The sequence below is a fragment of the Streptomyces sp. NPDC046925 genome, assembly GCF_040644915.1.
Lineage (GTDB): Bacteria > Actinomycetota > Actinomycetes > Streptomycetales > Streptomycetaceae > Streptomyces.
This window is the reverse complement of record NZ_JBEYWZ010000002.1, coordinates 652,377-666,086: the sequence shown is the minus strand read 5'-3', so window position 1 is coordinate 666,086 and position 13,710 is coordinate 652,377. Positions and strand designations below refer to the sequence as shown.

Annotated in this window: 10 protein-coding genes; 4 read left to right on the top strand and 6 right to left on the bottom strand. The window is 72.4% G+C overall.

The window, feature by feature from the left end; translation table 11 throughout:
- Positions 1 to 42: 42 nt before the first annotated feature.
- Both ABZ906_RS09370 and ABZ906_RS09365 read right to left on the bottom strand, forming a co-directional pair.
- Entirely contained in the window at positions 43 to 1,053 is a 1,011-nt protein-coding gene (locus tag ABZ906_RS09370) for a lytic polysaccharide monooxygenase (RefSeq protein ID WP_361379568.1), read from the bottom strand.
- 147 nt (positions 1,054 to 1,200) lie between these two features.
- Positions 1,201 to 2,079, bottom strand: a complete 879-nt coding sequence (locus tag ABZ906_RS09365) for a hypothetical protein (protein WP_361182553.1) — start codon at positions 2,077 to 2,079, stop codon at positions 1,201 to 1,203.
- A 262-nt stretch (positions 2,080 to 2,341) separates the two neighbouring features.
- Here ABZ906_RS09365 and ABZ906_RS09360 point away from each other — a divergent pair, with 262 nt between their 5' ends.
- Entirely contained in the window at positions 2,342 to 2,518 is a 177-nt protein-coding gene (locus tag ABZ906_RS09360; protein ID WP_361182551.1) for a hypothetical protein, read from the top strand.
- Between the two features lie 49 nt (positions 2,519 to 2,567).
- Here ABZ906_RS09360 and ABZ906_RS09355 read toward each other — a convergent pair whose 3' ends face one another.
- On the bottom strand, positions 2,568 to 3,605 hold the full coding sequence (locus ABZ906_RS09355) for an NAD(P)-dependent alcohol dehydrogenase (protein WP_361379565.1): 1,038 nt from the start codon (positions 3,603 to 3,605) through the stop codon (positions 2,568 to 2,570).
- A gap of 97 nt (positions 3,606 to 3,702) precedes the next feature.
- Between ABZ906_RS09355 and ABZ906_RS09350 the strand changes: the two genes are divergently transcribed.
- The 3 genes from ABZ906_RS09350 to ABZ906_RS09340 all read left to right on the top strand — a co-directional run bounded on the left by ABZ906_RS09350 (position 3,703) and on the right by ABZ906_RS09340 (position 6,510).
- Complete coding sequence (locus ABZ906_RS09350) at positions 3,703 to 4,290, top strand: TetR family transcriptional regulator (protein ID WP_361379562.1); 588 nt, start codon at positions 3,703 to 3,705, stop codon at positions 4,288 to 4,290.
- A gap of 259 nt (positions 4,291 to 4,549) precedes the next feature.
- Positions 4,550 to 4,723 carry a hypothetical protein gene (locus tag ABZ906_RS09345; protein WP_361379559.1) on the top strand — a complete coding sequence of 58 codons (174 nt, stop codon included), beginning with the start codon at positions 4,550 to 4,552 and terminating at the stop codon, positions 4,721 to 4,723.
- Positions 4,724 to 4,752: 29 nt separating this feature from the next.
- Positions 4,753 to 6,510, top strand: coding sequence for an HEXXH motif domain-containing protein (locus ABZ906_RS09340; RefSeq protein ID WP_361379556.1), 1,758 nt, complete (start codon positions 4,753 to 4,755; stop codon positions 6,508 to 6,510).
- On the opposite strand, the gene fxsT is transcribed toward ABZ906_RS09340, so the two are convergent.
- The 3 genes from fxsT to ABZ906_RS09325 are packed head-to-tail and all read right to left on the bottom strand — an operon-like array spanning position 6,499 to position 13,708.
- Positions 6,499 to 10,413, bottom strand: a complete 3,915-nt coding sequence (gene fxsT, locus ABZ906_RS09335; RefSeq protein WP_361379553.1) for an FxSxx-COOH system tetratricopeptide repeat protein — start codon at positions 10,411 to 10,413, stop codon at positions 6,499 to 6,501. The genes ABZ906_RS09340 and fxsT overlap by 12 nt on opposite strands.
- Positions 10,410 to 11,420 (bottom strand): MoxR family ATPase, encoded by a 1,011-nt coding sequence (locus ABZ906_RS09330; RefSeq protein WP_361379550.1) that lies wholly within the window; start codon positions 11,418 to 11,420, stop codon positions 10,410 to 10,412. Before ABZ906_RS09330 ends, fxsT begins: the two co-directional genes overlap by 4 nt.
- Entirely contained in the window at positions 11,417 to 13,708 is a 2,292-nt protein-coding gene (locus ABZ906_RS09325) for a hypothetical protein (protein WP_361379547.1), read from the bottom strand. Before ABZ906_RS09325 ends, ABZ906_RS09330 begins: the two co-directional genes overlap by 4 nt.
- Positions 13,709 to 13,710: the final 2 nt, after the last annotated feature.

Below are 13,710 nucleotides of genomic sequence, written 5' to 3'. Positions count from 1 at the left end.
GATAGCGTGCCAATTTCTCTTAAGATGCGGTTCGGCTGAAATTCACGATTGATCAGTGGTTGCCCTGCGGTGGCGCAGGTGCAGGACCGTGCCGCCGGCCAGGATGACGGCGCCGGCGCCTGCGAGGGCGCCGATCAGGGCGGGGCCGGAGGAGTTCGCGGGGGAGTTTGACGCGGTGTTCCGCATGGCTGGGGTGGCGTCGGTCGCGTGTGACCCGTGGTCCTTGTGCACCGCGTCCGCCTTGGTGTTCTCCTTGTCCGCGCCGAGGGCGTTCACCGCAGCGCCGGACTGTTCGCCGCCGGTCAGGCCGGTGACCTCGCCATTGCCTCCGTCGAAGACCACGTCCGAGCAGGAGAAGAAATTCTCCTGGCTGTCGGAGCGGATCCACTGGACGAACAGAATGTGCTGACCCGTACGTTCAGGCAGTTGCAGGTCCCAGTAGTAGTGACCCGCCTCGCTGCCGGGACCGCCGTTCTGCGGCGGGTTCTGGACGGTCTGTATGTTCTCCAGGTCCGACCAGCCAAGGGGCTGCTTCGGGTCGTAGCCCGCCTTGGTCATGTAGACCTTGAACGTGCCCGGATGGTGCGCCCAGTTGCTGTAGTTCACCTCGATGTCGGCACCGGCGGTGAGATGCGTGACCGGCCAGTCGGTGCGGGCCGCGTTGTACGGGGCGAAGTCGTAGGGGCTGCGGTCGCCCGCGCTGCACAGGGTGCCGTCCTCGACGTAACCCTCGCCGCGGCCGCCCGCGTTGGAGTCGAGCACCGCGAACCAGTTGTACAGCGGCGTCGTGCCCGCCTCCTGAACCGCGGCCTTGCAGGCGGGGTTGGTCGGCATCTGGGTCGAGGAGTTGGCGAGCAGGTCCTTGTAGCACAGGTACGTGCGCGACCCGGGCACCATGGCGACGCCGTGTGCGGCGGCCGTGCCGGGGACGGCGAGGACGGCAGCGGCTGCGATGCCCGTGGCGCCGGCGAGGCAGGCCAGGCGTCTGGTGCGCGTGGAGTGGCGTAAGCGAGAGCGCACGCGGGCGAGCGCGGGGGAGCGGGGGATGGTCATGGGAACGTCTCCTTCGGGGAGTTTCCGATGAGCGGCTCACCTCGTGGTGGTCGCCGATCCCCGAAAGGTTGCCGCGCATGACCGAATGGCGTGAAAGTCACCCCGCGCTAGGGGAGGGATGCCTTCCGGGCCCGGAACTCCCAGATCTCAGGAGGTGGCCCGATCATCTCTGGACGACGACGGCGGGGGGTCTTCCCGAGCGTGGGAGATCTCGGGGCCGGCGGCAAGCACCGACCTCATCAGGCCCTCCGCGGCACTGAGCCGTTCACGGAGTTCACTGACCTGGAGGTCCCTCTCCCGGCGGGAGGCCTCTGCGTCCTGGCGCCGCCCCTCCTCGTCCCGGGCCCAGGTGAAATTCAACTCGGCCCGGCGGGCGTGGAGTCCGACCAGGCTCTCCAGGAGCGTCAGCCGCTCGTCCCGGACCTCCCGCAGTTCGTCCTGCAGGCGCTCGATGCGCAGGCTGTGCTCGCGCCGCTCCGCCTCCAGGTCGGCGACCCGACGGTTCAGTTCCTCGTTACGGCCGCGTTCCCGTCCCAATTGCTCGTGCAGGGAGGCCAGGTGCTCGCCGAGATCGGCGCGGGCCTCCAGGGCGAGCAGCAGCTCCTTGCGTGTCTCTCCCTCGCGGCGACTGCGCTTGGCGGCACGGTCCTGGAGATCTTCCTCCGCGGCGTCGAGGTCGGGAAGGCTCAGCTCGACGGCGGTCCGGGGCGGCTCTTCCGGCTCCTCTTCCCCGGCGGTGGGGGTGGGCAGCTCCAGGGGCGACACCTCGTCCCGAACGGCGATCCACAGTGCCCGGAACTCCTCCGGATCACCTCCGAGAACCTCCACGACGAGCTCCAGCGGCCCCCAGGCAGGGGCGCTTTCGCAGCGCAGTACGTTCCCCGCCGTCATGTGGCTGATGGCGCCGGTGCGCTGCGCGACGACCCTGTAGCTGGGCTCCCCGCTCTGTCGGTGCAGCAGCGCGAGCCGGTAGCGGAGTTGCTCCAGTGCCGCCCCCGCCGGGGGACGGGGTGTCGCCGACGTCATCGTTCCCCTTTCGATGTCCGTACAGGGCCGATCATCGCAGGCCTCGGACAGCGGATGTGGGTGGTTCACGGATGCGGCGAGGGGTGGACAGCACTGTCAAGTCGTGTAAAACGCCGGGGCGCAAGCGTCACAACACGTGTGTGCGGCGTAAGAGTTCGGCAGCGCATGGCCGCATCCGTATCGGCGGCTTCTCGCCGTCGGACCGTGGAGGCGTCGGACCCCTCCGGGTCCCGCGTCCTCGTCCTCAGGAGAAGCCATCCACATGACACATCTCGTCCAGCTCTCCCTGGCGATCTCGGCGATCGTCTGTCTGCTCGTCTGCGTGCTCAGCGCGGTCTACATCTGGTCCGGCAACACGGGCCGCAGGAACCGGGCCTGGCGCGTGCTCGACGCCTTGCTGCGCGCCGTCGGCCGACCGGCCGGTCCGGAAGGGCGGTGAGTCCGGCGCGGTCCGCCTCGGGAAGTTCCGCACCCGTGTCGGTACCGCCTCAGTCCAGGTCGGACATGTCGAGCACGAACCGGTAGCGGACGTCGTTGCGGCGGAGCCGGTCCAGGGCCTCGTTCACGCGGGACGAGGGGAGCAGTTCGATGTCCGCGGTGATGTCGTGCTCGGCGCAGAACGCCAGCATGGCGGCGGTCGCGGGGGTGCCGCCGCTGCCCGCCGAGCTCAGCTTCTTGCGTCCGACGAGCAGGTCGGTGGTCTCCAGGGTGACGGGCCCGAGGTGCCCGAGATGGCTGAGCGTTCCGTCCATCGCGACCAGGCGCAGGTAGGGGCCGAGGTCGTGCGGGGCGGAGATGGTGTCGATGACCACGTCGAAGCGGTCGCGGGCGGCGGCCATCTGCTCCGGATCGCCGGAGATGATCACCTCGTGGGCGCCCAGGCGAAGAGCGTCCTCGGCCTTGTCCGGGGTCCGGCTGATGACCGCGGTCTCTGCCCCGAGCGCCACGGCGATCTTGACGGCCAGGTGCCCCAGGCCGCCCAGTCCCGCCACGGCGACACGGGACCCCGGCCCCACGCCGAGGGCCCGCAGCGGCTCCCAGACGGTGACCCCGGCGCAGAGCAGGGGAGCGGCGGCGGCCGGATCCAGGCCGGGGGGAAGGCGATGGGCGAACCGTGAGCGCACGACGTAGGCGCGGGCGAAGCCGCCCCGGGTGGTCGATCCGTCGTGGCGGTCGGTGCCGCCGTACGTCAGCGTCGGGAACTCGCGGCAGAAGTTCTCCTGGCCGGCCCGGCACATGGCGCACGTCCCGCACGAGTCGACGATGTTGCCCACGGCCACCGCGTCGCCGACGGCGAAGTCCGTGACCTCCGGGCCCGTCTCGGTCACCACGCCCGTGAATTCATGCCCCGGCACGAGGGGCGTGCCGTCCTCGTGGGCCTCGACGGCGTGCAGGTCCGTGTGGCAGACCCCGCAGTAGTCCACGCGGACCGCGATGTCGTCGGGGCGCAGGTCGCGGCGTTCGAGCGGCGCCCGCCGCAGGGGCGCCGCCGGGCCATCGGCCTGCCAGCTCACGGTGGTCCTCATGGGTTTCTCCTTAGACAGACTGTTCGGTCTATTTGCAGAGTAGGACGACCGACGGTCGTCAGGCAAACCAACTGTTCTGTTTGGTAGTCTCGCGGACATGCCCGACCAGCCCCTGACCGCACGCGGAGCCGCGACCTACCAGCGCATTCTCGATGTGGCGACCAAGGAGTTCGCCGAGTACGGGATCGCGGGGGCGCGCATCGAGCGGATCGTGGCCGCCGCCCGCACCAACAAGGCCCAGCTCTACGGCTACTTCGGGAACAAGGAAGGGCTCTTCGACGCCATCTTCTTCGGTTCGCTGGAGCGGATCGTGAACGTCGTCCCGATCGACGCCGCGGACCTGGCGGACTGGGCGGTGCGGCTCTACGACGAGTACCTCCGCCGCCCCGACCTCATCCGCCTGGCCACCTGGGCGCGCCTGGAACGGCGCCCGGCCGGTCACCTGGTCGACGACCCCGACCGCCTCGACGACCGCAAGCTGCGCGCGATCGCCGAGGCGCAGGCCGGGGGCCGGGTGCGCGGAGGCGACCCGTTCGACGTGATGGCCATGGTCATCGCCATGTCCATGGCCTGGTCGCCGGTCAGCAATGTCTACGCCGCGACCGCGGAAGAGCCCGCGGAACGGCACGAGCAGCGCCGCGCCCTGCTCCACGAGAGCGTCCGGCGTGCCATGGCGCCCGACTAGTCCGTGCGCCGCGCGGCCCCGGCCGAGCGCCGTTCACCCGCCGACCTCACGTTCGAATCACTCGTCGGGCGGGGGCTCGGGAAGACCTTCTGGGGCAGGCGCGCGAAAGCGGTCGAGGCATCGCCAAACCCAGTCGAAATCTGCCATTGTGCCGCGCTATGGTGACCCGTCAGTCCGCGCGTGACTGTCGAGTTCCCGTAGGGCCCCATCGAGTCCGCTTGCGGCAGCATCGCCGCCTATTCGTAGATGTGAGTGCGGTGTGACTGAGCAGAATGCCGTCGAATCAGAGCTGGTCGACCTCGGTGCGGTCAGCCCGGCCGATGCGCGCACCCTGGATGCCGCACTCGTCGAGGCGTCGATGCAGCGGTTGTTGAGCCGTATCGACGACCCGGCCAGCAGCATGGGGGGCTACAACCCGCAGCGCGACGAGTAGCGCACCCGCGGCTGGACCCAGGAGCTGGCATGGATGTCGACGCACGACGGCCGCAACCGCATGACGTACCGCCGATGCCACCCCATCGCGTGGCGCTCGAGCCCTACCGCGATCTGCTGTCCGGCGCCTGCGGTCCGGACGCGGTGAACTCGCTGCGTGCCGCCGAGCGCAGCTGGCGCCTGCTCCTCCTGCGCGCGCTCGTCGATGCCGCCGACGGCACCCCTACCGCGCCGCTTCCCGCCCTCGACGACGGGTGGCGGCTGCTCAACCGTGCCTGGGAGGCCGCTCCCGGCCCGGTGGAGCGTCTGCTGCTCTACCCCACCGTCGGCACCTGGGCCGCGTACGCCCTGCGACGGGTGCGCGGCAGCGTGCCCGGCGAATCCCCCCTGTGGGTCGAGCTCGGCCAGCTGCACGCGGTGGCGGCGTCCGCGGCGGTGCTTGCCGGGGTGGACTTCCGCACCACGACTCCGGTACGGGACGGGTGGGTGGTCCTGCCGATGCTGGGCGGGGCCAGGGTGCCGGGGGCCGAGGGCCGGTGGGGCAGCGCCGAGGTGTCCGCGCGGGGCGGCACACTGCGGGTCGGCGAGGTGCGGCGGGACGGGCCCGGCTGGTTCCCCTTGCGGGAGTTGAACGGAGAAGGCTGCACCGTCCTCCTGGACGACCTCGACCCCTTCCGCGGGCTCCGAGACCCCTGGCCGCCGCAGCCCCTGGACACGGCCGACCGCTACGCCGCGCTCTTCGAGGAGGCCTGGAGCCTGCTCGCCCACGACGACCCGGAGACGGCACGGGCCGCTGCCACGGGCCTGAGTTCGGTGGTGCCCCGGCCGCGCGCGGAGCTTTACCGCCCGCACAGCGCCTCGTCGGGCGACGCGTTCGGCGCCGTGGTCGCCTCGGAACCCGACGACGCGGAACAGTTCGCGGCCACGCTGGTGCACGAGTTCCAGCACAACAAACTCGGCGCCTTCATGCACCTGTTCACCCTCTACCGCGACGGCGGCACCGAGCGCTTCTACGCACCCTGGCGTGATGATCCCCGCCCGCTCGGCGGTCTCCTGCAAGGGGTGTACGCCTTCTTCGGTGTCACCCGCTTCTACCGGCGCCGGCAGACACCGCTGGGCGCCTTCGAGTTCGCATTGTGGCGCGCACAGACCCTGCGGGCCCTCCACGGCATCCGCGACGCGGAGCGACTCACCGACCTGGGACGGGAGTTGACCGACGAGCTGACCGCACGCCTCACCGCCTGGCAGGACGAGCCGGTCGACCCGCGGGCCCTGGACGCGGCCCGGCAGGCCGCCGCCGACCACGCCGCGTCCTGGCGGGCCCACCACGTCACGGCCGACCCGCACGAGGTCGCCCGCGCCGCCCGTGCGTATGCGGAGAACCGTCCGGTCGCACTGCCACAGGGCGCCGACGTCATCGTGCCCGGCAGCCCGCGCCGCGGACTCGACACCCGTGCCGTCCTGCTGCGCCGCCTGCTCGCCGACCCCCGGGCCCTGGACGCGCTGCGCCCCGATCCGGGTGCAGTGGTCGAAGGCGCACGCCCCGAGGACGTCGCGCTCGTCACCGGCGACGCGGCCTCGGCCCGCCGGCTGTTCGAGGCCCGCGTCCGCGAGGAGGGAGGACCCGATGCGTGGGTCGGCCTCGGCCTCGCACTGCGGGCCGAACGCCATCCGGCGGCCGATGTGCTGCTTGCCCGTCCCGAGTTCGTGATGGGCGTCCACGCCGCACAGGGTGGCGTCGACGTCGATCCGGTGCGCCTCGCGTCGGCCTTCGTCTCAGAGCGGTAGCGGGTCGATGTAGCAGTTGGCGCGGGTCCGCGCGGCCAGATTCGTGGTCGCGGGATGCGCGGCGCCCAGTTGCCCGCGCAACTCGGCGAGCACCGTGTCGAGCAGTTCCTCGCCCTCCTCGCGCTGCCCCACCGCGTCGAGGTCCAGCGCCCGGTTCGCGGCGGTGCTGAGCGTGGTGGGGTGCACGGGCCCCAGGACGTCGATGCACAGGGCCAGCGTCGCCGTGCCAAGGGCCAGCGCCTCCTCGTGCTGGTCGAGTGCCGCCAGATCGCTGGCCAGATTGGTCGCCACGACCAGGGTCAGCGGGTGCCGCTCGCCCAGCTTCTGGGCCAGCGCCTCGTGCGCGCGCCGGTCCACCTCGTACGCCTCCCGCACACGCCCGTCCAGGCGCAGGGTGATGGCGAGGTTGGCCTCCGCCGAGACGGTGTGCGGGTGCTGCGCCCCGAAGATGCGCCGGTAGCGGCGGCAGCAGGCGTCGGCCAGCTCCCTGGCCCGTTCCAGCTGTCCGTCGTGCCGCAGGTCCACGGAGAGGCTGAGGGACGCGGCGATCGTGTCCGGGTGCTCCTGGCCGAACCCGAACCGGCCGACGATCAGCCCCAGTACCTCCTCCGAGATCTCCAGGGCGCCGCGGTGGTCGCCGTCCTTGCGCCGGGCCACCGCGAGGACGCGTTTGGCGTGCAGGGCGGCCGGACTGTCCTCCTGGACCTGCTGGTACTTGGCGACCACCGCCTCCTGCCGCTCGCGGGCGTGGGCGTAACGACCCAGCTCGCGCTCGTCGATGGTCAGCCCGTTCCGGGTGAGCAGGGTCAGCTCGTGATCGGTGCCGAGGAGTGCCTGCTTCAACTCCCAGGTGGTGCAGTCCAGTTCGTACGCGTCCTGGAAGCGGCCGACCAGGCGCAGGCAGACCGCGAGGTTGTGCGCGGCGTTCATCGTCGTCGGTTCGTCCGCGCCGAAGGCCGCCGTCGCCAGGTCGAACACGCGCTGGGTCAGCGCGAGGGCTTCGTCGAAGTCACCGGTGACGCGCAGGTCCGCGGCGACGGCGCCCATGGCGTCCAGATGGCTCTCGCGGATCTCGGGCACCGGAACGCGGGACGGGAGCTGCGCGGACTCGTACGCCGCCAGCGTCACCCGGTTGATCTCGGCGGCCTGCTCGTAGTGCCCCATGCTGAAATGCGTCCAGCCGAGCCAGAACGCCAGGGTCAGCGTCTTGTCGTCCTCGGGTCCGAGGAGCTCGCGGGCCGCCGCGTAGGCCTCCTCGGTGAACCGCTGCGCGCTCTCGTGATCCCCCCAGCGCTGGAGGTACTTGGCGATGCCGACCACCAGGCCGTGCACCCACGGATCGGTGGAGTGGACGGCGTCGGCGGCCACGGCGTGCGGATACAGCATGGCGTAGCGGTTCCAGGTCGTGTGGGACTCCGGATTGCGGGGGTCGGCCGAGGCGAGGAGCATCTGCGCGCCGTGCTTCATCTGCTCCTGCTGCAGCGGCGTCATGCGGTTGATCAGCACGGCCTGTACGAGCCGGTGGATCTGCAGCGAGTCCGTGCGCAGGTCCAGGCGCGCCAGCGAGTACCGCTTGATCTCCCGGACGGCCCGGCTCAGGCGCATCGGATCCGCGAGGGCCGCGTCCAGCTGCGGGGCGATGGAGCCGCGGTGCGGATTGGAGAACAGGTCCCTGGGGATCGGTTCGGGGGCCAAGTAGGCGCAGACCTGGAGGAGCTGGATGGCCTCGGGGTTGGTCTGCTCGACGTGGTCGAGCGAGACGTTCCAGGCGGTGGCGATCGACTGCTGGTAGGCGTAGGGCGCGGACTCGAAGAGCAGCTCGCTGCGCTTCTCCTTGAACAGCCGCAGGTACTCCTGGACCGGCATCCCCGTCTCCGCCCGCCACGCCGCGGCCTGCTCTATCGCGAGGGGTAGGTCGCCCAGCGCCTCCGCGAGCTCGTCGGCGTCCTGCTCGGTGAGCTCCGGGCCGCGCTTGTTGAGCAGCTTGATGCTTTCGCCGCGTTCGAAGATGTCCACCTCGAGGCAGCGCGCCACGTTCTCCCAGTGCGGGTTGCGCGAGGTGATCAGGACGGTGCCCAGGCGCGAGTTGGGCAGGAAGGGCGCCAGGGTCTCGGCGTTCTCGGCGTTGTCGAAGACGAGCAGCCAGCGGCTGTACGGGGTGCCGCGGCGCAGTGCGTCGAGGACGGCGGGCACCGTGGTGCGCGCCTCGGGCCCGTGGCCGATGCCCAGGCGCGGGGCGAGCTGGGACAGGCCGTTGATGATGCCGGACGCGCGCTCGCTCGATATCCAGCAGATCAGGTCGTACCTGCTCTGGTGCACGTAGACGTACTCGACGGCCAGCTGGGACTTGCCGATGCCGCCCAGGCCGTACATGGCCTCCGGCAGCACGGCCGCGGTCCCGCCGCTGCTCAGCCGTTCGGCCAGCTGATCGAGCAGCCGCTCGCGGCCGGTGAAGTTGGGATTGCGCGGGGGCACGTTCTCCCACACGACCGGTGAGGACGTGGTGTGCGACGGCGGCGTGGACGGATCCTCCCGTGGCGGGATTCCCTCCGGAACGGGCGCGCTGGTCATGGATCCTCCCTCTCCGGCTCGGGTGCCGACGCCGGCCGACGCGATGGTGGCTGCCCGGTCGCCGTGCCCTTCCGCCGCCAGCACCTGCCCCAGGAGGCGGGCGCGCTCCTGGAAGGGTCCGGCGAGGGCGCGCAGAGCGAGCTGTTCGATCCGCAGCAGGCGGGCGTTGTCCGCGCTCACCACGGGAAGCGGTGCGGTGTCCGGTGAGGCGACCACCGCGGTGAAGTAGCCGCCCTCCGGGCAGCCTGCCGGTGCCCGGTCGGCGCTCCGCGGTACGAGTTCGTCGAGTGCCATCAGGACACGCTGGGTATCCGTGCGCCGGGCGCCGTCGAGCAGCAGTTCGCGGGTGCTGTCGTCCATGTCGAAGCCGTGTCCGCCCGGCGCCGGCACGAGCAGGCCGCACGCCCTCAACTCGGCGAGATCGGCGGGTCCGGCACCGGGGGCGAACCGGTCGCGCAGCGCCCGGATCACCGGAAGCGTCAGCGGGGCGGCGGCGAGCAGCGAGGCCAGCGCCGCTCCCGGGGCCGAGCAGCCCGCCCGGTAGGCGGCGACCCTGCCCGCCGCGTCGGTGGGGAGCGCTGCCACCTGTTCTTCGTACGACGGCCCCGGCGCCCCCGGCGGCACCATCGGATACGCGGGCAGCTCCGTCCACCCGTGGGCGGCTCCCGTCAGCCACCGGGCCCAGCGCGCCAACCACCGGCCGCGCAGGGGCAGCAGCGGCAGCGGGACGGTCCCGACGGGCAGCGCGGTGTCCTGCGGGGCCAGGGCGTTGCCGCCGACGAGGACGCCGCGCACTTCGCGGCCGGGAGCGTCGGGGGCACCGGGGACGAGAGCCGGGAGGCGGACGCGCCGCATGGGCAGTCCGGATCGCTGCCACAGCCGCTGCGGCAGCAGATGGACGATGGCCACCGGATGCCGGGACGCCCAGCGGGCCAGGGTGGCCGCGGCGCTCCCGTCCTGCCACGCCGGGCCGAGGCCGTCGGTGACGACCAGGATCAGGCGGCTGCGGCTTCCGGCCGGGAAGCGGTCGGGGCCACGGTCGCCCTGGCCGTTCCAGGGCAACTCGCGCACGTGCAAGCCCCGTTGCCCCCGCAGCAAGGCGACCAGTCGCGAGGTCACCGGCTCCCACAGCGCCATCCCCGCGGCCGTGTCGAGCACCAGGTCGACCTGCCGTCCGCCGCCCGTGTGTCCGAGGCGGTGCAGACTCCGCGCGACCACCGGCCAGTCGGGGGCGTCCGAGGGGGCCGGACCCGTGGCAGGCCGTTGCCCGGCGCCCAGGGGGCGGCCGAGCGCCGCGCCGTCGAGCCGGTCCAGGAGGCGGCGCTCGCTCATGGACCCGGGGCCGGTCCCCGCAGCAGGCCGAGCAGGCGTGCCGCGACGGCGTCGGGGCCCTCGTCGGGGGGCCAGGGTCCTGCCGCGGCGAGCGTGACCGCGTCCAGGGCCCGGTCCACGGTCAGCGGCCCCAGCGCGAGGGGATCGTCGGACCATGCCTCGGCCAGCTCGGTGACCAGGGCGAGCAGGCGCGGATCGGCGCCGTCGGTGAGCCCGGCGCGGCTTCTGACCGCCGCGGTCAGCTCCGCCGCCGTCGGCACCGGATGCTCCCAGTGCAGACAGTCCGCCATGAACTCGGCCGGGAAGACCCTGGCAAGACCCGCGGTGATCACGGTGATCGGCAGTTCGTGGCAGGCGATCGCGCCGTACGCCACCGGTGCCGGTACGCCGGGGTCGTCGGTCAGGACCCGGGCCGATGCCTCCTCGGCCAGCTCCGGGATGTCGAAGCCGCCGCGCCGCAGCACCGTCCGCAGCTCGACGGGCAGATCGAAGTCGCCGCGGTCCAGGCCCTCGACGAGCAGGACGCGGGGCCGCCCGTAAGGGAGTAGCGCCGTGCCCAGCGGTCCCAGGCGTACCTTCGCGCCGCTCTCCGCGGGGCGCGCCGCGTACAACGCGTCCCGCAGCACCGACGCGCCGGTCACCGTCCAGTGCAGGACACGGCCGAGCCCCAGCTCCCTGGCGACGCGGAAGGCCGCCGCGGAGCGGCCGACGCCGGGCGGCCCGGTGATCAGCAGCGGCTTGCGCAGCGTGAGCGCCGCGTTGACCGCGGCCGTCTCACCGGCCGGAGTCCGCAGGCCGAGTGCCGCCCGCGTCACCGCTCCGAGCCTGCGCTCGGCCTCGTCCGCGTCGTCGGGCGGCGGCGCCAGGTCCGGGCCTCCCGTGTACGTGCGCCACGGCGGGGGAGCGGGCAGCACGGCGGTCGGCTCGTGCGGCACGCCCGTGCCCAGATACGGGCCCGGAGCGGCGGAGGTGTGGGCCGGGGGCCCGGCACCGAGTGGCGAGTTCACGAAGCAGCTCCGTAAATGAGCTCGGGCAACCCGTCCGGAGTGTCATAGATGATGACGATCCGGTGGTGCCAGCCGACGGTCCAGGGCGAAGCGGCGCCACCACCCCCGCCATCATCCCGACCGTATTCGGGTACGTCGAGGCCTCCTTCGGACATGATGCGCGTGAACAGCACGGAGAAGTCGGGCTGCGCCCGCTCGTCGTGCCGCCACATCACCAGCGGCACCCCGTGCCGCAGCGCCTTGGTCACATCCCTGCGCCCTTCGGTCGAGCTGGGTTTGTGGGCGAGAACCAGGCCCGCCACCGGCTCCTCGCCGTCGAACTCCCGCCCGTCCTCGCTGAGCGCCCGCACCAGTTGCAGCAGCCGCCCCGCCTCCGGCTGGCCGCTGAGAGGCCGCCAGCGCTCGCGCCAGGTGCGGCACCACGGGGGGTGCCGCATACGGTCGCGGCTGTGCACGATCAGCGGGAAGGACATCCCGAACTCCGGCAGCGCGCCACGGCGTATCAAGGTGTCCGGGTGGTCGATGAGGTCGAGCGGCAGCACGTACTCGACGTCGATCCGCTCGCCGGGCACGCCGTAGTCCCGCTTCAGCCGCTCCCTCGCCAGGTCGACCCGGGTCAGCAGATCGGCCAGGCGGATGCTGCGTTCGGTGTGCGGCAGCGGCAGGCGCAGCCAGCTGCCGGGGAGCGGTCGGCAGCGGAAGTAGAAGGACACCGCCCAGTCGTCCGGGTCGTTGCCGGGATCGGGCTCGAGCTCCACCAGGAGTTTCGCGGACGTGGCGGGCTGTACGGGGATTCTGGCGAGGCTGCTGCGCAGGGTGTCGACCTGCTCGGGGTAGCCGGTGCGTCGCGGCGCGGTGGCACCCGCGGCGCCGGGCGGCCAGCCCGTGTCCGTGCGCGAGGCGGAGCCCTGGCGGGCGCTCTCCAGGCGCAGGGCCCAGGCGCGGCTGTAGGCCTGGATCTCCTTGGCGGTCGCTCCGCCGACCGCGCTGGCGACCAGTTCGAGGAAGTGCACGGCCGGGGGCAGGCCCTCGGAGGGCATGTTGCTGCCCGCCAGATTGACGAACGCCTTCCACAGCCCGTCGCAGTGCGCGGGCATCCCCTCGTTCAGTGACCTGGTGGCGCGCGCGTAGAGCGCGGACACGGGATTATCGTTCAGGTCGGACTCGTACAACCGGGCCAGGACGGCGCGCAGTTGGACCCAGCCCTCCGGTCCGATCTGGCGCAGGGCCTCCAGCTCGTCCACCCGGAAGTGCAGGGCCGCCGCGACGGCCCGGTCCAGGGGATGCGCTTGTTCGTAGGCCGCCGCCAGATCGCTCATCCCGGTGGGTCTCGCGGCGCACAGGTCGACCAGCAGCGGCAGCAGGCACTCGGCGGGGAGGCGGGCCGGCTCGGCCTCCCCGGCCGCGTACGGGAACAGGCGGCGCAGCAGCGCGAGGCGGGACGCGGCGCCGCGCAGGGTTTGTGCCCTCTCCAGCTGGGCGCGGAGTTCGGCAAGGACCCTGCGCCTGTTCTGTGCCTCGCTGAAGCCGCCGTTGTGCTCGGACAGGCAGCGGCGGTAGCCGTCGTCCCGCTGGAGCGCCTCGACCGACAGGGCCGTCAGCCTCGTGCGGCTGCCCACGTCGCTCTGCAGGACGACCCCCACCAGGATCCGCCGCTGGTCGACGAGGACCGCGGCGCCCGAGATGCCGCCCCAGTCGGCGCCCTGGGCCGGGCAGTCCTCCTCCGTCACGTTCAACGTCATCAGTTCCGACCGCGCGAGGTTGGCGGGCCTGAGCCGGCCGCCGCCCTGAAAAGGATTGTGGGCGTACCGCTCCTCGTAGTTGAAGCCGGGAAAGCCGAAGACCTGGAACTCGGTGATGTCGGCCTCCGCGAGGCCGAGGCGTGGATTGCCGTCCCGCTCCGGCGGCTCCCAGCCCGAGCCGGTCACGACGAGCAGGGCGGCATCCAGCGGCGGAGCGGGACCGTCGTCGCCGTCCGCGCCCCAGCGCGGGCGCTCCGCCGAACGGGTGTCACGCGGTACGGGCCGGGGCGCGAGGCCGCTCCAGACGATCTCGCAGGGGTGCCAGGGCAGATGGGCGGCGTGCATGCCCTGCCGCACCTCGACGAGGGGCGCGCCCGCCGGAGCGGGCCGCCCGGCGGTTTCACCGGGCACCAGCAGGTGCGCGGCGGTCAGGATCAGATCGGTGTCCAGGACCCAGCCCGAGCCGTACCCGACATGACGCCCCGACTCGTCCCGCACGCTGATCTCCACAAGGCGGTCCGGCACAGGGCGTGCGGAGCCGACCATGC

Bases quoted from the DNA above. Each gene is read 5' to 3' on its own strand.
- ABZ906_RS09370 (WP_361379568.1), bottom strand. From the start codon at position 1,053: ATGACCATCCCCCGCTCCCCCGCGCTCGCCCGCGTGCGCTCTCGCTTA.
- ABZ906_RS09365 (WP_361182553.1), bottom strand. From the start codon at position 2,079: ATGACGTCGGCGACACCCCGTCCCCCGGCGGGGGCGGCACTGGAGCAA.
- ABZ906_RS09360 (WP_361182551.1), top strand. From the start codon at position 2,342: ATGACACATCTCGTCCAGCTCTCCCTGGCGATCTCGGCGATCGTCTGT.
- ABZ906_RS09355 (WP_361379565.1), bottom strand. From the start codon at position 3,605: ATGAGGACCACCGTGAGCTGGCAGGCCGATGGCCCGGCGGCGCCCCTG.
- ABZ906_RS09350 (WP_361379562.1), top strand. From the start codon at position 3,703: ATGCCCGACCAGCCCCTGACCGCACGCGGAGCCGCGACCTACCAGCGC.
- ABZ906_RS09340 (WP_361379556.1), top strand. From the start codon at position 4,753: ATGGATGTCGACGCACGACGGCCGCAACCGCATGACGTACCGCCGATG.
- fxsT (WP_361379553.1), bottom strand. From the start codon at position 10,413: ATGAGCGAGCGCCGCCTCCTGGACCGGCTCGACGGCGCGGCGCTCGGC.
- ABZ906_RS09325 (WP_361379547.1), bottom strand. From the start codon at position 13,708: ATGGTCGGCTCCGCACGCCCTGTGCCGGACCGCCTTGTGGAGATCAGC.